28 protein-coding genes, 1 riboswitch and 1 other annotated feature are annotated in these 26,075 nt (G+C 42.9%); of the genes, 4 read left to right on the forward strand and 24 right to left on the reverse strand.

Annotation, left to right across the window (positions count from 1 at the left end):
* Positions 1–13: 13 nt before the first annotated feature.
* Complete coding sequence (locus BMZ95_RS01575; RefSeq protein WP_046922554.1) at positions 14–505, reverse strand: DUF3013 family protein; 492 nt, start codon at positions 503–505, stop codon at positions 14–16.
* A 567-nt stretch (positions 506–1,072) separates the two neighbouring features.
* Here BMZ95_RS01575 and BMZ95_RS01585 point away from each other — a divergent pair.
* The 3 genes from BMZ95_RS01585 to BMZ95_RS01595 are packed head-to-tail and all read left to right on the forward strand — an operon-like array spanning position 1,073 to position 3,170.
* Positions 1,073–2,032 carry a nucleoside hydrolase gene (locus BMZ95_RS01585; protein ID WP_046922553.1) on the forward strand — a complete coding sequence of 320 codons (960 nt, stop codon included), beginning with the start codon at positions 1,073–1,075 and terminating at the stop codon, positions 2,030–2,032.
* An 18-nt stretch (positions 2,033–2,050) separates the two neighbouring features.
* Complete coding sequence (locus BMZ95_RS01590; protein ID WP_014073622.1) at positions 2,051–2,401, forward strand: hypothetical protein; 351 nt, start codon at positions 2,051–2,053, stop codon at positions 2,399–2,401.
* Between the two features lie 10 nt (positions 2,402–2,411).
* The gene (locus BMZ95_RS01595; RefSeq protein WP_046922552.1) at positions 2,412–3,170 is read left to right on the forward strand and encodes a potassium channel family protein; all 759 of its coding nucleotides are present in this window, start codon (positions 2,412–2,414) and stop codon (positions 3,168–3,170) included.
* Positions 3,171–3,198: 28 nt separating this feature from the next.
* Here the strand turns inward: BMZ95_RS01595 and greA are convergent, their stop codons facing one another.
* From greA to BMZ95_RS01670, 15 genes are all read right to left on the reverse strand, one after another.
* Entirely contained in the window at positions 3,199–3,672 is a 474-nt protein-coding gene (greA, locus tag BMZ95_RS01600) for a transcription elongation factor GreA (RefSeq protein WP_003694161.1), read from the reverse strand.
* Between the two features lie 86 nt (positions 3,673–3,758).
* A complete protein-coding gene (udk, locus tag BMZ95_RS01605) occupies positions 3,759–4,409 on the reverse strand; it encodes a uridine kinase (protein ID WP_014073624.1) in 651 nt (216 codons plus the stop codon).
* A gap of 18 nt (positions 4,410–4,427) precedes the next feature.
* Positions 4,428–5,720: an endolytic transglycosylase MltG gene (gene mltG / locus BMZ95_RS01610; protein ID WP_046922551.1), complete on the reverse strand. Its 1,293-nt coding sequence runs from the start codon at positions 5,718–5,720 to the stop codon at positions 4,428–4,430.
* 142 nt (positions 5,721–5,862) lie between these two features.
* Positions 5,863–8,277, reverse strand: a complete 2,415-nt coding sequence (gene pheT, locus BMZ95_RS01615; protein ID WP_046922550.1) for a phenylalanine--tRNA ligase subunit beta — start codon at positions 8,275–8,277, stop codon at positions 5,863–5,865.
* 6 nt (positions 8,278–8,283) lie between these two features.
* Complete coding sequence (gene pheS / locus BMZ95_RS01620; protein ID WP_046922572.1) at positions 8,284–9,330, reverse strand: phenylalanine--tRNA ligase subunit alpha; 1,047 nt, start codon at positions 9,328–9,330, stop codon at positions 8,284–8,286.
* A gap of 52 nt (positions 9,331–9,382) precedes the next feature.
* Positions 9,383–9,584 (reverse strand) — a binding site (T-box leader).
* A gap of 48 nt (positions 9,585–9,632) precedes the next feature.
* Positions 9,633–9,980 (reverse strand): winged helix-turn-helix transcriptional regulator, encoded by a 348-nt coding sequence (locus tag BMZ95_RS01625; protein ID WP_003698578.1) that lies wholly within the window; start codon positions 9,978–9,980, stop codon positions 9,633–9,635.
* Between the two features lie 68 nt (positions 9,981–10,048).
* Positions 10,049–10,564 (reverse strand): HD domain-containing protein, encoded by a 516-nt coding sequence (locus BMZ95_RS01630; RefSeq protein WP_046922549.1) that lies wholly within the window; start codon positions 10,562–10,564, stop codon positions 10,049–10,051.
* Positions 10,565–10,678: 114 nt separating this feature from the next.
* Entirely contained in the window at positions 10,679–11,122 is a 444-nt protein-coding gene (locus tag BMZ95_RS01635) for a hypothetical protein (protein WP_014073628.1), read from the reverse strand.
* 148 nt (positions 11,123–11,270) lie between these two features.
* A complete protein-coding gene (locus tag BMZ95_RS01640) occupies positions 11,271–11,546 on the reverse strand; it encodes an HU family DNA-binding protein (protein WP_003694175.1) in 276 nt (91 codons plus the stop codon).
* A gap of 170 nt (positions 11,547–11,716) precedes the next feature.
* On the reverse strand, positions 11,717–13,027 hold the full coding sequence (gene der / locus BMZ95_RS01645; protein WP_014073629.1) for a ribosome biogenesis GTPase Der: 1,311 nt from the start codon (positions 13,025–13,027) through the stop codon (positions 11,717–11,719).
* Between the two features lie 116 nt (positions 13,028–13,143).
* Positions 13,144–14,331, reverse strand: a complete 1,188-nt coding sequence (gene rpsA, locus BMZ95_RS01650; RefSeq protein ID WP_046922548.1) for a 30S ribosomal protein S1 — start codon at positions 14,329–14,331, stop codon at positions 13,144–13,146.
* 76 nt (positions 14,332–14,407) lie between these two features.
* Positions 14,408–15,076 carry a (d)CMP kinase gene (gene cmk / locus BMZ95_RS01655; RefSeq protein ID WP_014073630.1) on the reverse strand — a complete coding sequence of 223 codons (669 nt, stop codon included), beginning with the start codon at positions 15,074–15,076 and terminating at the stop codon, positions 14,408–14,410.
* Positions 15,077–15,097: 21 nt separating this feature from the next.
* The gene (locus BMZ95_RS01660) at positions 15,098–15,700 is read right to left on the reverse strand and encodes an SAG1386/EF1546 family surface-associated protein (RefSeq protein WP_039120814.1); all 603 of its coding nucleotides are present in this window, start codon (positions 15,698–15,700) and stop codon (positions 15,098–15,100) included.
* A gap of 84 nt (positions 15,701–15,784) precedes the next feature.
* Positions 15,785–17,230, reverse strand: a complete 1,446-nt coding sequence (locus BMZ95_RS01665) for a RecQ family ATP-dependent DNA helicase (protein ID WP_046922547.1) — start codon at positions 17,228–17,230, stop codon at positions 15,785–15,787.
* On the reverse strand, positions 17,214–18,257 hold the full coding sequence (locus BMZ95_RS01670) for a helix-turn-helix domain-containing protein (RefSeq protein WP_046922546.1): 1,044 nt from the start codon (positions 18,255–18,257) through the stop codon (positions 17,214–17,216). The genes BMZ95_RS01665 and BMZ95_RS01670 overlap by 17 nt, the downstream gene beginning before the upstream one ends.
* A gap of 225 nt (positions 18,258–18,482) precedes the next feature.
* Here BMZ95_RS01670 and BMZ95_RS01675 point away from each other — a divergent pair, with 225 nt between their 5' ends.
* Positions 18,483–20,060 (forward strand): Nramp family divalent metal transporter, encoded by a 1,578-nt coding sequence (locus BMZ95_RS01675; RefSeq protein WP_014073634.1) that lies wholly within the window; start codon positions 18,483–18,485, stop codon positions 20,058–20,060.
* 132 nt (positions 20,061–20,192) lie between these two features.
* On the opposite strand, the gene BMZ95_RS01680 is transcribed toward BMZ95_RS01675, so the two are convergent.
* The 8 genes from BMZ95_RS01680 to BMZ95_RS01715 form a co-directional block, all read right to left on the reverse strand.
* Positions 20,193–20,771, reverse strand: coding sequence for an ECF transporter S component (locus BMZ95_RS01680; protein ID WP_014073635.1), 579 nt, complete (start codon positions 20,769–20,771; stop codon positions 20,193–20,195).
* 125 nt (positions 20,772–20,896) lie between these two features.
* A riboswitch (FMN riboswitch) is annotated at positions 20,897–21,016 on the reverse strand.
* 43 nt (positions 21,017–21,059) lie between these two features.
* Positions 21,060–21,806 carry a pseudouridine synthase gene (locus tag BMZ95_RS01685; RefSeq protein ID WP_014073636.1) on the reverse strand — a complete coding sequence of 249 codons (747 nt, stop codon included), beginning with the start codon at positions 21,804–21,806 and terminating at the stop codon, positions 21,060–21,062.
* A 10-nt stretch (positions 21,807–21,816) separates the two neighbouring features.
* Entirely contained in the window at positions 21,817–22,398 is a 582-nt protein-coding gene (gene scpB, locus BMZ95_RS01690; RefSeq protein WP_174519767.1) for an SMC-Scp complex subunit ScpB, read from the reverse strand.
* Entirely contained in the window at positions 22,373–23,149 is a 777-nt protein-coding gene (locus BMZ95_RS01695) for a segregation and condensation protein A (RefSeq protein ID WP_014073638.1), read from the reverse strand. Before BMZ95_RS01695 ends, scpB begins: the two co-directional genes overlap by 26 nt.
* Positions 23,136–23,516: a GNAT family N-acetyltransferase gene (locus tag BMZ95_RS01700; protein ID WP_046922544.1), complete on the reverse strand. Its 381-nt coding sequence runs from the start codon at positions 23,514–23,516 to the stop codon at positions 23,136–23,138. The genes BMZ95_RS01695 and BMZ95_RS01700 overlap by 14 nt, the downstream gene beginning before the upstream one ends.
* 76 nt (positions 23,517–23,592) lie before the next feature.
* Positions 23,593–24,495, reverse strand: coding sequence for a site-specific tyrosine recombinase XerD (xerD, locus tag BMZ95_RS01705; protein WP_046922543.1), 903 nt, complete (start codon positions 24,493–24,495; stop codon positions 23,593–23,595).
* Positions 24,461–24,952 (reverse strand): ferric iron uptake transcriptional regulator, encoded by a 492-nt coding sequence (gene fur / locus BMZ95_RS01710; RefSeq protein ID WP_014073641.1) that lies wholly within the window; start codon positions 24,950–24,952, stop codon positions 24,461–24,463. The genes xerD and fur overlap by 35 nt, the downstream gene beginning before the upstream one ends.
* Before the next feature lie 18 nt (positions 24,953–24,970).
* Positions 24,971–25,834: a CvfB family protein gene (locus BMZ95_RS01715; RefSeq protein WP_046922542.1), complete on the reverse strand. Its 864-nt coding sequence runs from the start codon at positions 25,832–25,834 to the stop codon at positions 24,971–24,973.
* Between the last annotated feature and the right edge of the window lie 241 nt (positions 25,835–26,075).

Consider the following 26,075-nt stretch of genomic DNA (forward strand, 5'->3'; position numbering starts at 1 on the left):
ATAATTCCTCCAGTTAGAATTTGGGATAATGCAAAGACTGTCTTGGATATTCAGACTCTGCATTTTTCAATAATCGGCTGAATTCTTCATCTGACCATTCGAGTTCAAAAATTTCATCTTCATCGTCTGCAAAAAACTTCAAGAGATCTCTTGTCCCGTTGTCCATAATGATCTGTAAATAGGTCAAAAAAGCCTTTCCGTACGCAAGACTCCAACCTTCCTTGCCGTCAAACGCAAGACACGCCAAAAAATCATCCGCATCGTATCCTGCAAGGCCTTTTTTTCCGTCATAGATCAAAATCGCATCGCTGAATGCGATAATCGGTTCATCCGACAATATTCCGTCCGCATCTTCCATCCGCTGTCCTGCTTTGTTTTCGATGTAAAAAACCAGATCGACGACAAACGAATGACTCTTTTTGTCCCAGTCAAGCGAAACGTCGCCTTTGAAATCCAGAGCGTCCAACCCCTGTTTCAAAAATTCCAAAAGATCCTGCCGTGCCATAAAAACATCCCTTCTGCACATATAGATAGTTTAATGATACCTTAAACATGACGAAAATGACAAGGAGATAGGGAGAAAATAATGAAAACGAGAATAATAAAAAGTATGAGATTATTTTTGCTTGAAAAAGAAGATGTTTTTTAAATGAAGTTATATTTGTTAACAGCTAATTTGAGCAAATTATCGCTTGGGAACAGCGTAAGTTGGGGGATGTATCAGAAATAATCGGTGGAGGGACACCTGGTACAAATCATCCTGAATATTGGGATGGCGATATAGACTGATATTCTCCTGCCGAAATATTAGATCAAATCTATGTAAAAAGAAGCCGAAGAAGGATAACCCAGCTCAGCTATGACAATAGCTCTGCAAAACTTTTGCCGACTGGAACAGTATTGTTTACATCCTTTAATTATATTATAAAGATTACAAGCGACTCAAACTGTCGTTTTGATAAAATGTTCCATTTTCTCCCGACGCCCTGCATTTCTCAAAAAAAACAACTGTTTTCTTCCCTGTTTTCTGATAAACTAAAAGTGATAAACAAATTTATGGGAGTGATTTCCTTTGGCAAAATATAAAATGATTCTCGATCTCGATACCGGGATCGATGACGCGCTTGCCATCGCATATGCGTTGGCCGCACCCGAATGCGATCTGATCGGAATCGTCGGCTCGTACGGCAACGTTCTGGTCGAAAACAGCGCCCAAAACAGCCTGAACCTGCTTGAAATGCTCGGGCATCCCGAAGTACCGGTCTTTTGCGGTCTTTCGCACTCTTCAACGACGAAGAGCTTTTCCGTCATGCCGATCAGCGCGCAGATTCACGGCAAAAACGGTGTTGGCGAGGTCGAATTAAAGAAGGCCAAGCGCCAGGTCGAAAAAATGTCAGGCGTCGACTTCTTCATCGAAGCGGCTCACAAATATCAGGGACGTCTTTTGATCGTTCCGACCGGTCCTTTGACCAATCTTGCCGCTGCCATCAAAAAAGATCCGTCGATTGTCGATCTGATCGGCCACGTCACTTTGATGGGCGGTGCTCTGACGGTTCCGGGCAACGTTACGCCCGTAACGGAAGCAAACATCAATCAAGATCCGGTAGCTGCCGATGAAGTCTTCAGAAGCAATCTTCCTTTGACGATGATCGGTCTTGACGTGACGACAAGAACACTGCTGACAAAGGAAGATACAAAGAAGTGGCGCGAACTCGGCACCGTTGCCGGGGAAAAGTACGCTGACATCACCGATTACTACATCGATGCCTACAAGGTCACGAGTCCCCATCTTGGCGGCTGCGCTTTGCATGATCCTTTGGCAGCTGCCGCAGCAGTCGATCCGAGTCTCGTCGACACGATCTACCTGAACATGAAAGTTGATACGAAAGGTGCTTATGCCGGCCGCACGATCGGTGACGAAACAAGAATCAACGATGAAGCAAGGCAAACGCAGGCTGCCGTAAACGTCGACAAGGAACGATTCGTCAAAACGTTCATGAAGCATCTGACCGATTTGTTTGCCCAAAACTGACAGAAAGGGGACCTCAATTTGTACATTGCGGGAATTGCCCTTTATGTCGCATGGTTTTTGTTGGCGATTCTTAAAATCAGCAATCAACCTCAAAACCGTAAATTTTCATACAAAAAGGCCTTTTTCGGATCAAAGCTATGGTTTACCAACCTTAGAAACCTGATGCTTTTGGCATCCTTGTACCTGATTTTCGTCTTTGCACCGTTAAAAACGGTCTTTTTGCTGTTGCTGCTCAGTTTGGCGATTCTTCTTTTGCTTTCGCTCAGAAACTTTTTTTCGCTAATTGCCAATCCGTACGTTGATCTTCTGATCGTTTTGTCGAGCGCGGTCCTTTTGATCGTTCTTTCAACGCTGACGCTAAAATTGTAGGAGGGATTTTATGCGTAGAAGCTATAATGCTTTGATCATCATTCTTGCCACAATTTCAATTATTCTCAGCATGCTTGACATCAGCGGAATCATCAGCATCGTTCAGAAGCCTTACGTCTACGTCGATGCTTCAATTTGGCTGATGTTTGTCTTCGACTATTTCTACGGACTGATGGCCGCCAAAGACAAACGTTTCTACTTCAGGACCCATATTTGGGATTTGCTGGCAATCATCCCGCTGAATGCGCTCTTCTCATTTTTCCGTTTCAACCGAATTTTCAAGCTCGTTTCGATGCAGCGCATCCTGCTTGTTTTTCGATTCGTGCGTTTGGCCGGAATCATCGGCAAGCTCCAACTTAAACTAAAAACATTTTTGAAAACAAACAATATTGTCTATCTCTTTTACGTCTGCGGACTCATGCTGCTGGTGTCATCATTCATCTACTCGCTTTCAGAGCACGTTTCGTTGGGAAATGCATTTTGGTGGGCACTTGCAACCGTTTCGACCGTCGGCTACGGAGACATTTCGCCGCATACCTTCATTGGTCGCTTTGCCGCTGCCCTGCTGATGATCTTGGGCGTAGGTTTTATCGGGATGCTGACGAGCACTTTGACCAAATTCTTTACCGAAGAGCATAAAAAAAGCGAATTTGTCCAGATTATGCATGTGCTTCACAAGCTCGAGCGCCAAAATGAGGAACTTTCAACCAGAATCTCAGCGCTTGAGCAGCAGCTACATAAAAACGAACGCGAAAAAAATAAGGATTGAGGCTTTCCCTCAATCCTTATTTTGGTTATTATTCCACTGAAATGATTTTGACTTGCATGTCTCCGCCAGGAGTTTCAACGGTCACCGTTTCACCGACCTTATGTCCGACTAATCCTTTGGCAATCGGAGATTCGTTTGAAATCTTGCCATTGAACGGATCTGATTCTGCAGCACCAACGATTTGGTATGTTTCCGGTTCGTCGTCTTCTTCTTGGAAAGTTACGGTCTTGCCAATTGCGACCTCATCTTCTGCAATGGCGCCATTGTCGATAATCTCGGCATGGTTGAGCATGTTCGTAACTTCTTTGATGCGACCTTCAAGAATGGATTGTTCGTTCTTTGCAGCCTCATATTCTGAATTTTCGGAAAGATCGCCGAAAGAACGTGCGATTTTGATTCGTTCAATAATCTCTGCACGTTTCGTCGTCTTTAATTCTTCAAGTTCCTTTTCAAGCTTTTCTTTTCCTTCCAACGTCATTGGAAATGTTTTTTCTTCAGCCATAGCACACCTCTAAAACTATTAAATTAGGCTCTTCAAATGCCTATAAACAAGGATAATTATATCACAATCATTAAAAATTGTCAGAATTAATCATTAACGTTCGTCTTGCTGATGATGTCGCGAACCTTTGTTACCAAAATATCAATCGCAACCTGATTTTCGCCGCCTTCCGGCACGATGATGTCGGCATAGCGTTTCGTTGGTTCGATAAACTGGTGATACATCGGTTTGACCGTTGACAAATACTGATCAATGACAGATTGAAGGGAACGACCGCGTTCTTCAATATCGCGCTGAATGCGACGAATGATTCTAATATCATCATCAGTATCGACAAAAATCTTGATATCCATCAAATCACGCAAACGAGGATCATTCAAAACAAGAATTCCTTCAACGATGATTACTTCTTTTGGTTCAACGTGAACCGTCTGCTTGCTTCTGGTGTGCTGAACGTAATCGTAGACGGGAATATCGATTGCCTTCCATTCAAGCAGATCGCCCAGTTGTTCAATCAAAAGATCCGTGTCAAACGCATTCGGATGATCATAGTTGACTTTGACCCTTTCGTCAAAAGAAATGTCGTCTTGATTCTTATAATATGAATCTTCTTGAATCATCAAAAGCGAATGACCGTTCAAAGAATCGAAAATTGCGCGCGAAACGGAGGTTTTCCCGCTGCCGGATCCCCCGGTCACACCGATGATTACGGGACGTTTGTGTGTTGCTGCTGACATTGATTGTCTCTCCTTAAACTAGTTGTTGTCTTTTTCCAATTTTTTGGTAAGCGCCAAGTGTTCAGCATACGTCTTGCTGAAGTATACTTTACCGGTCTTCATGTTGGCGATAAAATACAGGTATTCCTTGTCTTTATCGACCGGATTAAGCACTGCCTTAACCGAATCAACGCTCGGGTTGTTGAAAGGTCCAGGCCCCATTCCTTTGTTCTTGTAAAGATTATAAGGTGAATCGACCTTCAAATCTTTGAAAGTTACGTGTGCCTTATGTTTTCCGAGTGCATAAAGAACCGAAATATCAGATTGGATCATCATGTCTTTTTCCAAGCGGTTTTCAAAGACGCCTGCAATCTTATAACGGTCTTCGGGTGTAACGCCTTCCCTTTCAACCAGGGAAGCAAGCGTCAAGACCTGCTGCACGCTCATCTTCTTTTGTGAAATCTGTCCATAATAAGGAGTCAAAACCTCATTTGTCTTGGAAACCATTTGTTCAACCAGCTGCTTTAAGGTTTCATTTTTTTGAACGAAGTAGGTTGCCGGATAAAGGTAACCTTCAAGCTTGTAGCGAACTCCCTTAGCATCGACGGCAGACGTCAAAAGTGCCGGATACTTGTGCTTTAGATCATTCAAAAATTTCTGATCGTTTACCAGTTTCAAAAACTCTTTCTTTTTGAAACGCGTATTCTTTTGAATCACGTCACCGACCTGGTCAACCGTAATGCCTTCTCTGACAAGAACTTTGCCAGATCCGAACGGATGACTTGAACCGCCCTTTTCAAGCTCGTCTGCAATCTTTCCAAGACTCATCGATGGTTTCAATTGGTAGTAGCCGGCCTTAAATCCGCTTCTTTTCGATGTTTTGGCATAATAATCAAAAACAAAACCACTCTTGATGACTTTTTTGTCTTCCAAAATCGAACCGATCTGCTTGTTCGTGCTCCCAATCGGAATTTTGACTTCAATTGCTTTCGTTGATTTTGGATCAAGCGGCTTTTTGGCCGATTCAAAATAACGATAGCCGACTGACCCGACGACGGCAACCAGAATCATGATCATCAAGACTACGCCGACTATAATCTTCTTGCCCATTGGATTCTTAGGTGAGTCCTTCGTTGTTTTCTCGGAATTTTCCTGTTCGTTTTCAACTTTTTTGCAATCATCTGCTGGTTTTTCTTCTGTTTTCACGGATATGGACTCAGCTTCTTGATGTTTTTCATCCTTATTTGACGTTTCTTGCTTTTCATTTTTTATTCCTGATGTTTCAAGCATTTCATCAATCTTGTTTTCGTTTTCAGTATCTTTCTTGTCCAAGAGTGTCTCCTCCTACCAAAACTCTATCTTTCCAATTATACCAAATAAGGGACGTGAAGTGCAAGACAAGACATTCAATGACAAACAAAAAGCCGTCGTCCAAATCGGACGACAGCCTTGCTTTTGATGAATCATTCTTATTTTAGCGAATTACCGCATGGAATTCTTCTTTCAGCTTATTTTTAATCTTATCGAACGGACGAGAAACTTCTTCATCTTGCAGCGTTTGCTTCGAATTGCTGAATTGAAGCGTGTAAGCTAAAGATCTGAAACCCTTGCCGATATTTTCGCCCTTGTAAACGTCAAACAGGCGAATATCTTTAAGATAAGCCCCACCGTTTTTCTTGATGCAATCGACAATTTGCTGATTCGTGACCTCAATCGGAACGATCAAAGCAATATCGCGACTGACGGTCGGATACTTGGAAACAGGTTCGTAAATTGATTCTTTCTTCGGAGCATCAATAATCTTTTGAAGATTAAGCTCGAACACGTAAACGCGTTTCAGGCGATATTCTTTGGCAACGCTTGGATGAACTTCGCCGACATATCCGATAAAATCGTCATCAAGATAAATATCGGCCGTGCGCCCAGGATGCATTGCCTCGTGAGAAGACGTTGCACGATATTCGATTCGACCTGAAACAGCCAACGAATTGAGCAAGAAGTCGACAATTCCCTTTGCCAAATAAAAACCTGCCGCAAGTTTGTCATCATGCCATGTGGACTTTCTGAACAAACCGGTCAGCGCGCCGGCAACATGTTCAACTTCACGAGGACGGTCATTGTCCTTATCGCGCAAAAATACGCGACCTTGTTCATACAAAGAAACATTTTCAACTTTACGAGCAGCATTATAGGCAACGTCATCAAGCAAGCCTGAAACAAGATTCATGCGAGCAGTAGTGCGATCGCTCGTCATCGGAAAGGCAAGTTCAGTCGTTTCGGCGGGTTCCATTGCAAAGCGGCGAGCTTTTTCAGCCGTCGTCAAGCCGTAAGAAATAGCTTGCGTCAATCCGGCACCTTCAAGCAAACGTCGAGTTTGACGAATGATCTTTTGCTTGTAGGTGTAGTGTCCCGGTGTCGTCGGTCCCTGAGGAAGCGTTGTCGGCAGGTTGTCATAGCCGTAAATGCGAGCAACTTCTTCGATAAGATCGGCATCAATTTCGATATCCCAACGACGCGGCGGAACGGAAACCGTGAACGTATCTTCGGAAAATGCAGTACCGAAACCAAGGCGACGGAAAATATCTTCGACTTCTTGTTCCGTCAGAGAAGTTCCAAGCACCTTGTTGATCTTCTTCAACGTAATTTTGACTTCTTTTGCTTCTGCTTTTTTGTCATTGGCCTTGGCAACGCCTGAAACAACCTGGCCGTTGCCGAGTTCTGCAATCATTTGTGCTGCAGCATCAAGCGCTTCAGCAACCGTTGCCTTGTTGATGCCGCGTTCAAAGCGCATCGATGCTTCCGAATGCAGGTTTTCGCGCCGCGAAGTCTTGCGAATGTTGTGTCCGTTAAAGACGGCCGATTCAAGCGCAATCGTCGTCGTTTCAGGAACGACTTCCGAATCAAGACCGCCCATAATTCCGGCAAGAGCAACCGGAACTTCGCCATTCGTTACGACGATGTCGTTTGCTTTCAATTCACGTTCCTCACCGTCAAGCGTCGTCATCTTTTCGCCTTCTTCGGCCAAACGAACGACAATCTTCTTTGAACCCAATTTATCGTAATCAAATGAATGCAATGGCTGTCCATAGTCGAGCAAAATATAGTTCGTCACGTCAACAACGTTGTTGATCGGTCGAATGCCTGCGTTCCACAAGCGTTTTTGAAGCCAAAGCGGACTGTCTTTGACTTCGACGTCCTTGATGATTCTCATCAAATATGGAGCAACCAGCTCTTCCGAAGCTTCAATTGAAACATAGTCCTCAATTTTTTCATCCGATGCTTCCTTGACTTCAGGATGACTCAAAGTTACTTTCCTGTCGTAAATTGCTCCGACTTCGTAAGCAACGCCGCGCATGCTGAGCATATCGCCGCGATTTGGCGTAATATCAACGTCAATAATGTCTTCATCCATGCCAAGATACGGATAAACCGGATCTCCAGGCTTGGCATCTTCCGGCAAGACATAAATTCCTTCAGCATATGCTTTCGGAGCAATGGTTTCTGAAAAACCGATTTCCTGCAAGGCACAAATCATGCCTTCGGACACAACGCCGCGCATCTTTGACTTTTTAATCTTTACATTGTCTGCTATCCGTGAATTTGGCAAAGCAACGATAACTTTTTGGCCGGCTGCAACGTTTGGAGCACCGCAAACGATTTGTGAAGGCTCTTCTTCGCCAATATCCACTTGGCAGATATGCAAGTGATCAGAATCCGGATGATCTTTTGTTTCAAGCACGTGCCCGACGACGATTTTTTTCAGTCCGTCCTGCATCCTGTAAGTATCATCGACTTCGACTGCCGTCCGTTCAATTTTTTCTGACAAAGCCAACGGATCGAGATCGTCAACTTTGACGTAATCATTTAACCATTTTGTTGAAACTTTCATTTGTGACTAACCTTTCTGTGAAAATTGACTTAAGAAGCGGACATCGTTAAGGTAAAATTCGCGAATATCATCAACGCCGTACTTAAGCATTGCGAAACGGTCCGGTCCAAGACCAAATGCAAATCCGCCATAAACTTCCGAATCTACTCCGGCCATTTTCAAAACATTCGGATGAACCATGCCGGCACCGAGAACTTCGATCCAACCGGATTGCTTGCAAACGGAGCAGCCTTTGCCACCACACTTGAAGCATGACACGTCGACTTCAACGGAAGGCTCTGTGAATGGGAAGTAGCTCGGGCGAAGTCTGATTTCGCGATTCTCGCCAAAAATCGTCTTGGCCACAAGTTCCAAAGTTCCTTTCAAATCACCCATCGTGATGTTTTTGTCAATCACAAGCCCTTCAACCTGATGGAACTGATGAGAATGAGTAGCATCATCGGTATCACGACGATAAACCTTGCCCGGAGAAATCATCTTGAGCGGGCCTTTTGAAAAATCATGGACTTCCATCGTCCTTGCCTGAACAGGAGACGTCTGCGTTCTCATGAGCAAACGATCATTGATATAAAACGTATCCTGCATATCGCGAGCCGGGTGATCCGGCGGAAGGTTCAGCATTTCAAAATTGTAATGGTCTTCTTCAACTTCAGGTCCGTCAACAATTTGAAAGCCCATTCCGATGAACAGCTTTTCAATTTCGTCGATGACTTGCATCAAAACGTGAGGCTGACCTTCCTCAACAGGGAAACCTGGCATTGTAACGTCGATTTTTTCTTTTTCAAGTTGTTTTGCCGTGCGCTCAATTTCAATTTTTTCGCATTTTTCGGCAATTGCCGTTGCAAGTTCTTCTTTGATTGCATTGGCAAAACTGCCGACCTTTGGGCGTTCTTCGGCAGACAGATCGCGCATCCCGCGGAGCACTTCAGTAATAGGTCCTTTTTTTCCCAAAAGGTTAACGCGAATTTCGTTGATCTTTTTGGAATTATCTGCATTTTTGATTTCTTCCAAGCCCTTTTCTTTGAGCTCTTCCAGTTTATCTTTCAGATTCATTGTTCCATTCCTTTCAAAAGCTTTTTCAAAACATTGAAAAAGCCTCGTCCCCAAAAGGGACGAGGCTTCGCGGTACCACCCTTGTTTCATGTGCAGGCACATGACGCTTTTCATGGGATAACGTCCATGAAACGGTGCATCTCTCAATGCCAACTCGGGAAGTGAAATTCGGTCATCATTCAAACGGGCCTTCTCAGCTGCGAGCCCTTCTCTTCTTCAAACTTTGACCTACTAGTTTCCGTCAACGTCTTTCATTCTTCATACTTTCAAGTTTAATCTTGTTTTTCAATTCAGTCAAGGCTTTAATTCTTGTCCGTTTCCAAAATCCACTTTTCGGACCATGAGTGTATCTCTTTCATAATCTTTTTTAAGTCCTCACCGCAACGAGTCAAGCGATAAAATCCTCTGGCACAATCTCGCATATAAACCTTTTCAATCAAGCCTTCCTTTTCAAGTTCTTTTAATCGTTCAACCAGGACGCGATCGCTGCATTGAGGAATTTTTTGAGCCAAATCGGTAAAACGTTGGTCACCTTCAGCAAGTAAAACTTCCAAAATTAAACCATTCCACTTCTTGCCTAAAATTCCAAATGTTTTTTCAAACTTTGGACACAAACAAAAATCATCTGCTTTTTTTGATTCGACTGACATAAAAATTAACCACCTTAACAAAATAACAAAGGCCTACAAATCGCAGGCCTTTTAATCTCAACAACAAATCAGCGAATGCAGTCCGCTTTCTTGCGTTCCAAGCGCTGCTTGGCTTTGCCGAAAAACTTCAGACATAAATGTTTGCCATATTCTTCAGTTGCAGAATACTTATCGACCAACGTTACGATATAACCTTCCGGATACTTCGGGGGGCACGCAGTTGCACCCCACATATGCTTCATGATGATGTCTTTTTCAAGCGGAGAAAGCGGCGTCAGTTTCTCTGCATTTCTCAACGCAATCCGAGGATGCACCCATGCATGCGTTCCGAGGTCAAACTTCGTAACGCGCCAATCATAGTAAAAGAGATCGTGCAGCAAGCCGGCACGAGCAGTCGCTTTGGCATTCAAGTGCAGCTTTTTGGCAATCTTATAGCTTTCATATGAAACAGCAATCGAATGTTCCAGTCTCGTTGAAAAATGATGCTGGGTAAAGTTGTCCAATGCCAAAACTTCCGGTCGTTCCAAAAGTTCGCCCACATAACTCATATACTCACGATCATTGCACCATTTATTTTTATTCATTCAGTTCTGTTACCTCTTTTATCGTTGTACCATGCGACTAATCAACTCTATAACTATATCATACTGTATTTTATTGAATTAATAACGAAGAAAATTTAAAAATAGGAAATGCTGTCAGCTTTTTGCCGCAACAAGCTCGTATCCGATTCCAACGCGGTGATTGACAAGCTTGCTTCCGGCAAAATTTTTTTCTAATTCATCAAGAGTGACGACCTGATAAGGAGCCTTGTTTTCAGGTGATTCATTGAGGTTCTTTTTGACTTCTGCCATGATCAGATTCAACTTTAAAATTTCGATCAAATCATAATGCACCAACAGATTGACGATATAAGGACTCTTTGAATCCTTAGTTTCGCATACCAAATTAAAACGCGTGAACTTGCCTTCGTTATAGCGAACGTCAAGTTTCACCCCCGTAAGATCCAATTTTTTGAATTCGGCATCCGTATTTTCATTAAACATCTGGTAGGCCGGTGCCTTGATTCTGACGACAAATGCAACATGCTGCTCTAAATTATAGCAAAGCACGTCGTTTATAATTGCTTCATATAATTCCATCACATATCTCTCCAAATATCATGTACAGAGCCTATAATAATACTAAGAGCCGGTATTATGCAAATCAAATCAAATCAAAATAATAAGAATTTGCATAAAAAAAGAGAGATGGTAACTCCATCTCCCCTTACGCAGAATCTCCAGTTAATTATTTAACTGCATCCTTAAGAGCTTTACCAGGCTTAAATGCCGGCACCTTGCTTGCAGGAATTTCGATTTCTGCGCCCGTTTGCGGATTGCGACCTTTGCGTGCTGCACGTTCGCGTACTTCAAAGTTGCCAAAACCGATCAATTGAACCTTATCGCCCTTTTCAAGAAAATCTTGAATTGAACCAAAAACGGCGTCAACTGCAACAGTAGCATCCTTTTTTGTCAAACCTGTCTTTTCTGCAACAGTTTCGATCAATTGTGCTTTGTTTGCCATAAATACTTCACCTCCATAATGAAGTCATGATATATGAAATATCACTTGAAGCAACAACGTCTAACAAATCATTGCTCAGTTATTAATTTAGCATAGAAAGCCCCATATAGCAACGTTTTTCAGCATATTTCAGACTTTTTTTACTTTTCATTCATTTACATTGCTTTTACTTATTTTCTTCGTCTTTCAATCAGGTGCAATGGTGTCCCTTCGAAATCAAATGCCGCCCGCAACTGATTTTCCAGGAATCTTTCATATGAAAAATGCATCAATTCAGGATCATTGACGAAAATGACGAACGTCGGCGGCTTGACTGCAACCTGTGTCGCATAGTAAATGCGCAATCTTTTGCCGTTATCGGTCGGTGTCGGGTTATGCGCGATCGCATCCATGATGACGTCATTCAAGACTGCTGAAGAAACGCGCTTGGAATGATTTTCATCAACGCGTCTGATCAGCTTGGGCAATTCATTCAGCCTTTGATGTGTTTTAGCCGAAACAAAAACGATCGGTGCATAGCTGAGATACTGAAACTCGCTTCTGATATGACTTTCAAATTCTTTCATCGTATAGCTGTCCTTTTGGAGCGTATCCCATTTATTGACGACAATTACGATTCCGCGACCGGCATCGTGCGCATAGCCTGCGACGTGCTTATCTTGTTCACGAATTCCTTCTTCGGCATTCAACACGACGCAAACGACATCGGAACGATCAATTGCCTGCATTGCCCGCAAGACGGAATATTTTTCCGTATTTTCATAAACTTTGCCCTTCTTGCGAATTCCAGCAGTGTCAATCATCGTGTAAACCGATCCGTCATCAGTCGTAAATTTCGTATCGATGGCATCACGAGTCGTTCCTTCAATATTAGAAACAATCACGCGGTTTTCGCCCAAAATCGCATTAACGAGAGACGATTTGCCGACATTCGGACGCCCGATGAAACTGAATTTGATAGAATCATCAATCTCTTCGGTCGCATCTTCAGGAAAATTCTTGACGATCAAATCCAGCAAATCACCCGTTCCGATGCCATGCGTCCCTGAAATCGGAACCGGATCACCGAATCCGAGCGAGTAGAAATCATAAATCTCGCTTCTTACTTCGGGATTATCGACCTTGTTTACGGCTAAAATAACCGGCTTATCCGTCTTATATAAAATGCGCGCTACCTTTTCGTCCGCATCCGTCACGCCTTCTTTGACGCTTGTGACAAAAACGATCACGTCAGCCTCATCGATTGCGATTTCTGCCTGCTCCGTAATTTGGGTGACAAAAGGTTCATCCCCGATATCAATTCCGCCAGTATCGATCAAGTTGAATGCCTGTCCCATCCATTCGCTCCTAGCATAAATTCGATCTCTCGTCACTCCTGGAGTATCTTCAACAATTGAAATTCTTTCACCGGCAATTCGATTAAAAACGGTCGATTTGCCAACGTTAGGACGACCGACAATCGCAACTACTGGGTTTGCCATAATAACGCCTCGCTTTCTGATAATTATTAATCATAAAATGACTAGATCGTTTTCAGAAAAAAACTGGCCCGAAGAAATCAACGGGCCAGCCATGCTGAAACATTCAGCGATCAATCTTAGTCTTGATCTTTCAATTCGTCCCCGACAAGATCGGCCATCGTAAAGCCTGTATCTTCTTCAGGAATTTCTACTTTTTCTTCTTCAACAGGAGCTTCTTGCTTCTTTTCAGCAGCAGGCTTTTCTTGCAAAGCTTTGATTGAAAGAGCCAAACGATGTTCTTCGGCATTAACGTTCAAAACTTTAACCTTAACCTTTTCGCCTGAGGCCAAAACTTCATTAGGCGTAGCAATATGCTTATGTGAAATTTGTGAAATGTGAACCAAGCCTTCAACGCCTGGGAACACTTCGACAAAAGCGCCAAAGCTCGTCAAACGCTTAACGGTACCTTCCAAAACATCACCCTCAGCAACTTTTTCAGTAATGTTGTCCCATGGTTGAGGCAATGTTTGCTTGATTGAAAGCGAAATACGATCTCTTTCAGGATCTACGGCAAGAACCTTAACCTTGACGTCCTGGCCAACTTTCAATACGTCAGAAGGCTTGCCAACGCGTTCGAATGAAATTTCTGAAACGTGAACCAAACCGTCAACGCCGCCAAGATCGATGAATGCTCCGAAGTTCGTCAAACGAGCAACTTTGCCTTCAACAACGTCACCAACGACAAGCTTGTCCAAAACGGCCTTTTTGTTTGCTTCGCGTTCTTGTTGAACGATTTCCTTATGTGAAAGAATCAAACGATTTTCACTTGGTTCAAGTTCAACAATCTTGAGTTCAAGTTCTTGACCCTTGTATTGGTTGAGATCTTCAACAAAATGATCGGAGACCATGGATGCAGGAATGAATCCGCGAACACCGGCATCAACAACTAAACCGCCCTTAACAACTTGCGTAACAGGGGCCTTAATCGTTTCGCCTGCTTCAAATTTCTTTTCGATGTCGTCCCAAACCTTGCGGGCTGCCAAACGACGTTGTGACAACAAGAAACTGCCGCCTTCCTTATCGGAACCGATCTTCGAAATAACGACAAGATCAAGTTCGTCTCCTACCTTATATGCTCCTTCATCGACGCCAGATGTCAATTCACGAGCAGGCACAACGCCTTCAACACCTGTACCTTCAATACCCACGATGACTTGTTTTTGATCATCGAATGCCAAAATTTCGCCTTTGACAACGTCACCGACTTCAACGGTTTTAACGCTGTTCAAAGCTTCCAATAAATCCTTGTTTTCTGATTCACTCATGGACCATGTCCTCCTTAACGACTAACTCTATTTACCATTTTAACTGATTGATGAAAAAATTTCCAGTATTAACACACTATTTCTGCACTTTTTCAATTATTTCCATGATTTTGGCAACGACTTCTTCAATCGAAAGCGACGTCGTGTCAACCAAAACTGCATCTTTTGCTTGCGTGAGCGGTGAAATTTTTCGATGAGAATCTTTGTAATCTCGTTCTTCGATCTCTTTTTCCAAGACATCCAATGGCGTATCGATGCCCTTTTCAACGTTTTCCTTGAAACGCCGCACGGCACGCTCATGAACGCTTGCAACCAGGAAAATTTTAACCTCGGCATTTGGTAGCACCGTTGTCCCGATGTCACGGCCGTCCATTACGATTCCGCCTTTTTCGGCAATCATGCGCTGACGTTCCGTCAAATCCGCACGAACGCTTTTTTGTGCAGAAACGGTTGAAACATTGTTTGCAATTTCCGGAAGGCGAATTGTTTTCGTAACCTCGGTCTCATTTACAAAAACTTTTTGCTCCGGTTCAGCCGGAACGAATCTGATTTCCGTTTTTTCAAGCATTTCCTTCAATCCTTGATCATCATCATATGCAACGTGATTTTTCTTGGCAGCATATGTGGTGGCGCGATACATGGCTCCCGTATCGCAGTAAACGTAGCCGAGCTTCTTGGCTACGAGCTTAGCGACGGTACTCTTGCCGGCTGATGCCGGACCGTCAATGGCAATTTGCAATTTCATCTTAATGATAACTCCTAAAAATTATTTTACGCGCAGCTGCTGCCCTGGAGTCACCGTCGAACTCGGAGTCAAACCAGGATTAAGCTGAACCAGCTGATCAACCGTCAGGCCGTTGTTGACCGCGATGCGGTAAAGTCCCTGACCGGCAGCAACCGTTACGTATTGTGACCCTTCGCTTTGACTGGAAGAACTAGACTCTTCTGAAACGGAAGATGAAGATTCCGCTGCGCTCGAAGATTCTGATTCGCTTGAAGATTCCGCCTGTGAAGAACTTTCAGACTGCGAGCTTGAAGACTCCGCCTCTTTTTTGGTTGAGCTTGACTTCTTGTGTTTCTTTGCTGAAGATTTCTTGAAAGAACTCTTCGAGGAACTGGAAGTCACGACTTCAATATTTCCGCCATCGTCATTTGTGGGTTGTGCCGCAGTTTTTAATGATATGAAATACAGTGCGATCGTTGCTACAATCACGAAGCAAAAAACCAAAAGCAACAACAAAGGCAGACGCGAATTCAACTTGTCTTTTCGCTTGCTTGCACGACGTGAGTAAAGCCCGTTCTCATCCTTGCCGTCTTCGAACTTTTTTTCCCAGGGCTTGTCATCGTGATTATCGTTTCTATTACCCATAAATAATGCCCCCTCGACCAGTATCATTTTTCATGATACCATAATTGCCGTCTGAATAGTAGAATTTATGTGCTTTGCATGTTTTTATGCAAATAATTTTCTTAAAATCTCTTCATATCCGGGTGCTTTTGAATGCTTTGACACCTTTTTTTCAAAAAGCAACCCCATCTTTTCGAAACTGTCTTCTCTGTTGCAATGGTTGCAGCAAAAATCCCTCTTTGGCAAAACCTCATCTCCGAAATATTCACCGATAAATTTGCGCAAGCATCCCTTTGTTTCGGCATAGTTTCGCATCTTAGCCAAAGATTTTTTTCTTTCAACCAGACGGTTGGCCGCAAAATTCTTCATTTCTTCTTGGCTCAGACCGTTTCTAAGATACTTTTCAATCAGCAAATAACGCTCTTCTTGTCTCAAAAGAGCCTTGTTCCTGGCATTGCTTTTGAAATATGAATCAATTTCGCATGCAGTCGGGAGAGAATTTTCAATCAAATACTCCTGAAGTTTGAGATCTTTTCTTTGATAAAGCAAAATTGCAATTCCTTGTTTGCCGTCACGGCTGCATCGTCCGAATTCCTGAACGTAATTCTCCAAATCAAGCGGAATATGGTAATGGATGACGTAACGAATGTCCGGTTTGTTGATGCCCATGCCAAAAGCACTCGTAGCACAAACAACGTCCAGGTCCCCGTGCAAAAACTGCTGCAAAACGCTGTATCGTTCGTCAAAAAGCATCCCGGCATGGTAGGCGGCAACCCGCAAACCGGTCTTTCTCCCAAGCATGCGGCTTGTTTCATCAGCCTTCTTCTTGCTTGAAAAATAAATCAACCCCGGTCCTCTCATCTTTTCAACAAGCCCAATCAGAAGTTCGTCCTTTTGAGCATCACTTTCGACTTCTTCGATGTCAAGGAAGATGTTGGGGCGATCGACCGAACATCTGACCTTGTCGATTTTTCGACCCGAAAACAAAATCCGACAAATATCCGCTTCGACTTCTTTGGTTGCGGTTGCAGTCAACGCCAAAACAAGCGGTGTTCCAAGTTTTTTGACCACCGTTCCCAAAAACAGATAGTCCGGTCTGAAATCCGGTCCCCACGTTGAAATGCAGTGAGCCTCATCAACGACCAAAAGCGATGGATGAAAACGATTAAGCCTTCGCAAAACCGTTTCGGAATTCAGCATCTCAGGCGACACGAACACGAATCGATACGCATCAAGCGTTGCCAAAACGGTGTTTCTATCGGCCGGATTCAATTCGGAATTAATGGCAATCGCCCTTTTTTCGCCTAGAAGGCGCAAATTTGCAACCTGATCCTGCATCAAAGATATCAGCGGAGAAACAATCAAAATGCGGCTCTTTGTTGCATATCCATATAATTGGTAGCAAAGCGATTTTCCCACGCCGGTCGGCAAAATTCCAAGGACGTTTTTACCGTTGATCAGATTCATAATGATCTCTTCCTGCCCTTGCTTGAAGGAATCATATCCAAAATGCTTATGCAATTCTTCAAGCAGCTTAGTATGCAGATTCATTTTCCTTTATCCTTTCTATCTGAACCAAACGATATTCATAAAAAGAAATTCCGGTTCCTTCCAGCTTGTGAAAATCCCAGCAAACAGTTTTTTGACCTACGTAAACCTCTTCAATTCGTGATCTCTTTTCCGATGAGACAAATCTTTCAAACGGAAATTCGTCAAAAACGATTGCACAATCCAACAAGTGCTCGATTACGGTTGAACTCTTCAGTCTTCTGAATCTCGCAACTTCATCCGCGCTTTTTCCCTGACAAACCATTTCATAAGTTTTCAAAGCACTTGAAGAGACAAGTCCCTCGTTTAATTCGTGCTTGAAAAGCTCGGCCAAGCTTCCACCTTCGTTGATGACGAATTCACCGAACCGAATCATCAAATCTCGTTCCGTTATCACAACGTCGCTTACCTCTAGATTATAGTCGTCCGCAATTTGTTCTTTGGTTCGACCGGACGTTTCATGTCCCGCAAACCTTGACATGAAAACCGCGGCATCAGTTTCATCTTCTTCTTTCAAAAATTTTTCCAAATCAATCCTGACCTCAGCCGCTCCGGCTTTGCCATATGCAAGATACCATGCCTTGAACATCTGCAACAGATGATAATCCGTCGTGATTGGAACGTAGCTTCTGTTGCCAAAGCTTAATTCGGACGCCACTTGAACGCATAAAGTCACCAAAGCGGAGAATTTTCGATAGCTGTATTTGGCAAAAAGTTCAGGTTTTTTCAACTTTTTATGCAGAATGAGATAATCATCACGAACTTTTTTGCCAAAAGGCGTCAGCAAATAAGCAGAATCTGAATCTTTTTCAAGCCATCCCTTGTCCACCGCAAGATCAGAAATCCTTTCAAGGTTCATTCCCAACTCATAATCGGTATTGACGACATCCAATAACTCGTAGCACATCCCCCAAAAACGTGACGAAGTCGTCAGGCGATTTGTCAAAAGCTGCCTGATTACGGTTGATCGTCTGGCAGATTCATCATCATAATAAATCAAGACGCGCTGCACGGCTAATGAGTTGCTCATTTTGATTCCCCCATTTTAAGTTCTTTTCATTATAACATACGTCCTTTTTTCATGAAACGATTTTCAAAAAGTATTTCAAATCCTTTAAATTGCCCTTACGGCTATTTTTTCAGACACGTTTCAAAGACTATGAAAATATTTTATAAGGTTACCCTAAAAATACTTTTAATTTCGCTTAACCTGTTGTAAAATTGAAATGTAATTCGAGGAAAGGTGGTTTTCATTGTGAATAACACTGAAAATAAGAATAAGCATAAACTTATTCAATATGCAAACGGTCCGTCCCTTGAAGAAATCAACGGTACCGTTAAAGTTCCAAAGGGAAAAGGTTTTTGGAGAACCCTGCTTGCCTATTCAGGTCCCGGTGCGCTTGTCGCTGTCGGATATATGGATCCCGGCAATTGGTCAACGTCCATTACAGGCGGTCAAAACTTTCAATATACGCTAATGTCAGTTATATTGATGTCAAGTTTGATTGCGATGCTTTTGCAATACATGGCGGCTAAACTTGGCATTGTGACTCGTTTGGATCTGGCACAAGCCATTCGGGCAAGAACCGGTCGCACGCTTGGAATCATCCTTTGGATTTTAACCGAATTTGCCATCATGGCCACCGATATTGCTGAAGTCATCGGGGCTGCGATTGCCTTATATCTTTTATTCGGAATTCCGTTGATTTATGCCGTCTTCATTACGGTACTCGATGTTTTGTTATTGCTATTATTGACTAAGATCGGTTTTCGAAAAATTGAAGCAATCGTTGTTGCGCTCATCTTGGTAATCCTTTTTGTTTTCGTCTATGAAGTTGCCTTGTCCAATCCTGACTGGGGAGCAGTCTTTGCCGGTTTCATTCCGACATCAAAAACATTTGCTTCAGGCCCTTCTGTCGGTGGCATGACGCCTATTCAGGGCGCCTTGGGAATCATCGGGGCAACCGTCATGCCTCATAATCTTTATCTTCACTCTGCGATTTCGCAAACCCGCAACATCAATCATGATGATGATGATGATGTCGCATCAGCAGTTCGTTTTACGACTTGGGATTCCAATATTCAATTATCTGCCGCTTTCGTCGTCAACTGCCTGCTTTTGATTATGGGCGTTGCGGTGTTCAAGGACGGTGCGGTTAAGGATCCTTCGTTCTTCGGACTTTATCAAGCCTTGTCTGATACGTCGACGCTTAGCAACGGCCTTTTGGTTTCAGTTGCCAAATCAGGAGCTTTGTCTGTTCTTTTTGCCATTGCATTGCTTGCATCCGGTCAAAATTCAACCATCACAGGTACTCTGACCGGACAAGTCATCATGGAAGGGTTCATTCATATGAAAATGCCGCTTTGGGCACGACGCTTGATTACGCGTTTGATTTCAGTCGTTCCTGTGCTCTTTTGCGTCACGCTGACTGCCGGTCAAAGCGAACTTCAGCAGCACGAAGCCTTAAATACCCTGATGAACAACTCACAGGTCTTCTTGGCTTTAGCGTTGCCGTTTTCAATGCTTCCGCTGCTGATCATGACCAACAGTGAAGACAGCATGGGCAAACGTTTTGCCAATAAGTTCTGGGTCAAACTGTTGGGATGGTTCTCGGTCATTGCGCTGACGTTCCTCAACTTAAAAGGACTTCCGGATTCCATTGCGGACTTCTACGGTGACCATCCGACTGCCGCACAGCTTTCAGATGCTCACATGATTGCCTATTTTTTAATCGTCGCAATTTTGGCATTGCTGATTTGGACGCTGATCGAACTCAGAAAAGGAGATAAACGTTTAGCAGCACATCTGGCAGAAATGAAAAACAAAGATTAGATTGATCAGATTCATCGTATAAAGAATCGTTAAAATACAGCATTTTAAAAAGCCGATGCTGTTGGCATATGCCAACAACATCGGTTTTTTTTACAAAATGATGATATTTTCAGACTTTCAAAAACGATTTTATTAAACAAATTTATGTGCTTGAACCGAAACCCATGATTCCAATCTGCAATAAACTAAAGCAAACAAACCGCCAATAATTGCTCCCTTAATCAGGTTGAACGGAACTACGCCGAACAAGACCATCTTGGAAAGCGGCATGCCAAGCTTCATGCCGAGCAGGTTCATGTAAAGCGGAATCGTCACGAAAAAATTGGTTAAGGATAAAACAACCGTCAAACTGATCATCGAAGCAGCGATAGCAAGCACTGCATTTTTCAACGTGAACTTCTTATCCCTCATCATAAAATACAAAGGATAGCAAAAGACCATCGTTGCAACAAAACTCAGTCCGACTCCGATCATATGCGGCAAAGAAACGCCCGTGAGCACAAAATAGATGATCGACCTTATCGCGGCAATTTCAAGTCCGGCCCATGGTCCCAAAATGAACAATCCCAGAAGAATCGGGATATCGGAGAAGTCAAGCTTCATAAACGGAACGATCGGGATGATGACGAACGAAAAATACATCAACACGTAAGAAATTGCGGCAAGACATGCGGCAATTGCGCCGCGGCGAACAGAAATACTGTTTCTCATAATAATTCCTCCCACGTTAACCCCCAAAGAAGGACAAAAACACCCTGCCACTCAACAGAGCAACAGGGGTTAAATCATGTTCAATCTCATCTGCCAAAAACGGCCTTAAAACTGCACAAAAAAAGCCCTATCTTCTTTCATCCAGACTATAACTGTCGGTACTGGAATCAAACCAGTTCAATCTCAATAAGAGAGTCGCGGACTATACCGCCGGTCGGGATTTTCACCCTGCCCTGAAGATTAACTTGATTATATTTTAACGATATTGATTGTAGCACAGTTTGCCGCTTATTTCAACTTGCTATTTTTTCTCGCGTTCTCATACAACGTTTTGACTTCTTCATTGCTAAGTTCGCGGTATTGCCCCGAAGTCAGCCCTTTCAGCGTCAAAAAATCGTATGTCTCTCGTTTGAGTTTCATTACCGGATGTCCGATCGTCTCAAACATATTCTTGACCTGATGGTTTCTTCCTTCATGAATCGTCAAAGAAACGATTGAATGATTTTTGGCACGATCGCTTGAAATCACCTTGGCTTTTGCTCTTGCGCTGTAATGCCCGTCTTTCATTTTGACGCCTTTGCGAAGACGTTTCAAATCATCGCTTTGGACAAGTCCTTCTACCTTTGCAACATACGTCTTGTCGACTTTATAGCGCGGATGCATCAGCAAGTTTGCCAGTTCTCCATCATTTGTCAAAAGCAAAATGCCCGAAGTATCGTAATCCAAACGTCCGATCGGATAAATCCGATTCTTCTCACCTTCAAAATAATCAGTAACGACCTTGCGGCCTTTATCATCTTTAACGGCACTGATAACGCCGCGCGGCTTATAAAAAAGATAGTATACTTTGTTTCTTTCGCGTTCAATCAGCGTTCCGTTCACTTCAATCGCATCGTCGCCTTTGACCTTGGTCCCGAGCTCTTTGACAACAACGCCATTGACTTTGACTCGTCCTTCAAGAATCAGCTTTTCGCTTGCACGTCGCGAGGCAACGCCCGCATCAGCCATCGCTTTTTGTAATCTGACCTCTGCCATATGATCCTCCTTATTGTTCTTCCTCGTACAATTTTGCATTAAACAATTCCAAAACGTCTTCATCCGATGCCTGTTCATCTTTGTCTTTTGGAAGTTCCGGAAGCTCGGAAAGCGTCTTGATTCCAAAATAATCCAAAAAGTTCGTCGTCGTTGAATAAAGAATCGGACGTCCCGGGGCATCAAGCCTTCCGTCTTCTTTTATCAAATCCAGCAAAAGCAGTTTTTGAATCATGCCACCGGATTGAACGCCGCGAATTTCTTCAATTTCAATTCTTGTCACCGGCTGCTTATATGCAACAATCGACAACGTTTCAAGACAAGCTCCGGAAATCTCGATCATCGACGGAGCCTCAAAATATTGCTTAAGAAGATTCGAAAAAACCTTTTTCGTAGCAAGACGATATCGTTCGCCAGCTTCGATGATTTCAAAACTGCATGAACTGTCCTCTTGATACTTTTTGTTTAGGCGCAGTATCTGATCGTGGACAGCCGGTTTGAGCAACCCGATAAGCTGTGAAATTTCTGTTAAAGAAATTCCCTCGCTTCCGCTAACGAACAACAGACTTTCAATCTTCGCCTGATTCGACAGCACTTGCATCACCACCCGTCAGTATAATTGAGCCAAAATTTTTTTCCTGTAAAACTTTCAATTCATGCCGTTTCATCAATTCAAGCATCGCCATGAAAATCGTTACCACAAGTTCCACTTCGGCATTTTTTGGAAAAAGATCCTCAAAAATGATCGGTTCCTTGTTTTCCCTGATCTTTTTTTCAAGAATCTCGATTTCGTCCTTTAACCTGTATTTTTCAAGATTGATTTTCCTTTTAACCGGCTCTTTTAATTTTCGCTTCATCATTAACTTGGCAAAAGCCTTTCCTAGAGCCTTCAAATTTCCCCCGTTTGGCTCAAGGTGATCTTTTAAAGACTCTTTAGGCGGATCTTCCATCTCACGCGTATATTGTTTCATCCGTTCGTCCGACAACAAACGCAAATTGCCTGCTGCCTCTTGAAACGTCTGGTGCAAAACAAGCTGTGCGACAAGTTCTTCACGCGGATCAATCACATCTTCATCATCTATCATTGTTTCAGCATTGGTGCTTGGAAGAAGCATTTTGCTTTTTATGTTAACCAGCATTGCAGCGATAACTAAATACTCCCCAGCAATATCAAGCTCTAAACTCTGCATCTGATGCAGGTAGTCGATATACTGAGAAGTAATCTTTGACATCGGAATATCATAGATATCCATTTCATTCTTTTTGATAAGATGGAGCAAAAGATCCAATGGTCCTTCAAAAGTCGGTAATTTGAAAGTCAACTTGCCATCATCACTTATTTTCATCGGCTCCTCCGTTCTGATTCTCCCATTTGGAAAGCAACCCCGCCGTTTCCAAACTGCCCATGAGCTCATAATCAAGGTAAAGCTTGGATAATGCATCCATTACCTTGAAACACACCCCATGGTTCCGTTCAGCAGGCGTAACTGAAATATGACGCAGCATCACCAGTTTCGAAGCATCATCGACTTCAATGCCGGCAATTGCAATAAAATCACCATTTTCATTTTTCCATAAATAAAGGTGTCTGTCATCTTCAGCACGATACCATTCAAAACAGGATTTAAGATGCGAGATTTCTTTCAAATCAGGAATAAACGACAACAAACCCATAGCTATTTTTTCATAGTCGTTCTTATACTTATAAAGCATTTAATCCCTCCGTGGCAAACTTGCCATTTTCGTACTCTACAATACTTTACCACAATTTGACGACTAAAACAAACAGCTATGCATGGGGATGTGACTCATCATAGATTTTAGACAGACGTTTCTTAGAAATATGCGTATAAATCTGCGTTGTCGAAATATCCGAATGTCCCAAAAGTTCTTGAACGATTCTCAAATCGGCTCCGTTTTCAAGAATATGGGTCGCAAAAGAATGCCGCACAGTATGAGGCGTGACGTTCTTGGTGATTCCTGCCTTCTTGACCTCGTTTTTGAGGTTTTTCCATATTCCTTGTCGTGTCAGACGTTCGCCATGAAAATTGACGAACAGGAACGGACTGCGCTTGCTTTTGCAAAGCTCGGGTCTGGCATCGTTGAGATAGTTGTTAATCCATACGATTGCCTCGTCTCCAATCGGAACGATTCGTTCTTTTCGTCCTTTTCCCATAGTCTGAATTATGCCGACATCAAGGTGCAGATCCTCAAGTTTGAGGTTGACGACTTCGGAAACCCGCAGTCCGGTCGCATACATCAGCTCAAGAATCGCACGGTTGCGTATTCCCAAAGTTTGTGACGTATCCGGAGCATTAAGCAGCATTTCAACTTCTTCTGTCGACAGAACCTCAGGCAAATGCTTTTCACCTTTCGGTGTTTCAATCGAAATCATCGGATCATCCTGAATTTTTTCGTCTTGTTTCATCGACTGGAAAAATTTTCGCAAACTCGTAACGCAGCGAATAATTGATGCATTCGCCTTCCCCTTATTCATCAAATGATCCAAATAATCAACAATTACTTGCTTATCCACATCATTCAGATCCGTAATTTTACGTTCGCTCAAATAATTGATGAACTGCTGCAAATCCAATCCGTAACTTGAAACCGTATTTTCGGATAATCCTCGCTCGGCTTTCAAGTAGTGCAGATAATCATTTAATATTCTTTGAAGTTCTATGACGTCCACCCTCAATTCTTGCTAATCTTTCTTTTCGCTGACACTGTTCACAAACTCCTAAAAATGTCAAACGATGGTCAGATACTGCAAAATGGAACTGATGATCGACACGCTTTTCAACGTCTAAAAGCAAATCCTCGTGAATCTCTTGAACCTTGCCGCAGACACTACAGACGAGATGATGATGAAAATGGCCGCTGTCATCCGTTTTCAGATCAAAACGAGACATTCCGTCTTCAAAACTGATTTTGTTTAAAACTTGAATATCGGTTAAAATATCCAACGTCCTATAGACGGTGGCCAACCCCACGTCAGGGTGCTTGTCCCTAAGCAATGCGTAAATTTCTTCAGCCGTTAAATGCTCAGTATGGTGATTGAGCAAAAGTTCGATCGTTGCGCGCCTTTGGGGTGTCAGTTTGAAGCCTGCTTCATGCAGTTTGTCTTCAATCTTTTCTAATTCATTCATCCTAAGGCCCCCTTAAAGTCATCTGATCAAAATCAAAAAACCGGCTTCTTGCTTAATTTTTCCGGCTTTAAGCAGGTGGCCAACTGCACGTTTGAATCCAGACTTGCTGATTCCGAAATAACTTCTGATTTCTTCAGGGGAACTCTTGTCGCACAAAGGCAAGCGCCCGTCTCTTGTATGCTCTAAAGCTGCCAACAACATCTTGGAATCGTCATCAATTGCCTCATAGGCTCTTGGAAGAAGCGACAGATTCAACACCCCGTCTTCACGGATGCCGATAACTCTTGCATTCAGTACTTCGCCCAGACGCGGTTCTTTTTCTCGCTCAGTTGGGTGAATGAATCCCAAATAATAATCCGAAGTTATCACGTATGTTCCGGCAATTTTCAAGCGATAAGCAGTTGCTTCAACGTTCTTGTTTTTCATTTTTGCATCTGCCCTGACACTCACTGCTTGAAACATTTCGCTTGTCGCCAACGTTCCCCAAAGACGTCCTTTTTCATCAACTTTTAAAGCAATCATCAACCGATCGCCTTTCTTAGGCCACAGCTCAAAAAGTTCTGAAAGTTCATCCAAAGAAACTGCAACGTCCTTATTTTTCAAACCTATATCGACAAAAACCCCCAAGCCACGCTGAACATCTTTGACCGTTCCCCAAGCATAGCGATCAAAACCGCAACGAGGAGGATTTTTTGTCAGTTGAAACTGATGTTTTTCATTTTCATATGCAAAGCCGGTAATCATCGAGCCAAGCTTAGGGAGCTTTATCAATTCAGATTTATCCAAACGAAACGTCATGCCATCTTTTTGTGCAAAAACAAACTTCTCATTTTCATCAGTAACCATCGCAGTAATGTTTCGGCCAATTATATCTTTAAGCATCCTAATTCTCCTTAAAATGCACAATATAGCAAATCAGCCCAAAACTCCTACATCACAGAATATCGACCGGCTTAGAGCAATTTTAAACTGATTTAATAAATATGCACTATATTATCTATTTATTTTAAAATATTATTCATAATTCACGTCACGATTTAAAAAACAACAACACTCTTCATTTTACATTTTTATCCTTATAAATGCACGTAAAAAAGGACTGAGTCCAAACTCGGTCCTCAAA

The organism is Ligilactobacillus ruminis DSM 20403 = NBRC 102161 (assembly GCF_900113455.1).
Classification (GTDB): Bacteria; Bacillota; Bacilli; order Lactobacillales; family Lactobacillaceae; genus Ligilactobacillus; species Ligilactobacillus ruminis.

Coding starts and splice junctions, on each gene's coding strand:
- BMZ95_RS01595 (WP_046922552.1), top strand. CDS start 2,412: ATGCGTAGAAGCTATAATGCTTTGATCATCATTCTTGCCACAATTTCA.
- BMZ95_RS01665 (WP_046922547.1), bottom strand. CDS start 17,230: ATGAATCTGCATACTAAGCTGCTTGAAGAATTGCATAAGCATTTTGGA.
- BMZ95_RS01715 (WP_046922542.1), bottom strand. CDS start 25,834: ATGCTTAAAGATATAATTGGCCGAAACATTACTGCGATGGTTACTGAT.
- rpsA (WP_046922548.1), bottom strand. CDS start 14,331: ATGAGTGAATCAGAAAACAAGGATTTATTGGAAGCTTTGAACAGCGTT.
- udk (WP_014073624.1), bottom strand. CDS start 4,409: ATGTCAGCAGCAACACACAAACGTCCCGTAATCATCGGTGTGACCGGG.
- der (WP_014073629.1), bottom strand. CDS start 13,027: ATGGCAAACCCAGTAGTTGCGATTGTCGGTCGTCCTAACGTTGGCAAA.
- pheT (WP_046922550.1), bottom strand. CDS start 8,277: ATGAAAGTTTCAACAAAATGGTTAAATGATTACGTCAAAGTTGACGAT.
- BMZ95_RS01660 (WP_039120814.1), bottom strand. CDS start 15,700: ATGGGTAATAGAAACGATAATCACGATGACAAGCCCTGGGAAAAAAAG.
- BMZ95_RS01640 (WP_003694175.1), bottom strand. CDS start 11,546: ATGGCAAACAAAGCACAATTGATCGAAACTGTTGCAGAAAAGACAGGT.
- BMZ95_RS01680 (WP_014073635.1), bottom strand. CDS start 20,771: ATGAGAAACAGTATTTCTGTTCGCCGCGGCGCAATTGCCGCATGTCTT.
- BMZ95_RS01635 (WP_014073628.1), bottom strand. CDS start 11,122: ATGGAATTATATGAAGCAATTATAAACGACGTGCTTTGCTATAATTTA.
- BMZ95_RS01630 (WP_046922549.1), bottom strand. CDS start 10,564: ATGAATAAAAATAAATGGTGCAATGATCGTGAGTATATGAGTTATGTG.
- cmk (WP_014073630.1), bottom strand. CDS start 15,076: ATGAAATTGCAAATTGCCATTGACGGTCCGGCATCAGCCGGCAAGAGT.
- BMZ95_RS01700 (WP_046922544.1), bottom strand. CDS start 23,516: ATGCTTTATAAGTATAAGAACGACTATGAAAAAATAGCTATGGGTTTG.
- BMZ95_RS01575 (WP_046922554.1), bottom strand. CDS start 505: ATGGCACGGCAGGATCTTTTGGAATTTTTGAAACAGGGGTTGGACGCT.
- BMZ95_RS01625 (WP_003698578.1), bottom strand. CDS start 9,980: ATGTCAGTCGAATCAAAAAAAGCAGATGATTTTTGTTTGTGTCCAAAG.
- BMZ95_RS01695 (WP_014073638.1), bottom strand. CDS start 23,149: ATGAAAATAAGTGATGATGGCAAGTTGACTTTCAAATTACCGACTTTT.
- greA (WP_003694161.1), bottom strand. CDS start 3,672: ATGGCTGAAGAAAAAACATTTCCAATGACGTTGGAAGGAAAAGAAAAG.
- pheS (WP_046922572.1), bottom strand. CDS start 9,330: ATGAATCTGAAAGATAAACTGGAAGAGCTCAAAGAAAAGGGCTTGGAA.
- BMZ95_RS01670 (WP_046922546.1), bottom strand. CDS start 18,257: ATGAGCAACTCATTAGCCGTGCAGCGCGTCTTGATTTATTATGATGAT.
- BMZ95_RS01685 (WP_014073636.1), bottom strand. CDS start 21,806: ATGGCAGAGGTCAGATTACAAAAAGCGATGGCTGATGCGGGCGTTGCC.
- fur (WP_014073641.1), bottom strand. CDS start 24,952: ATGAATGAATTAGAAAAGATTGAAGACAAACTGCATGAAGCAGGCTTC.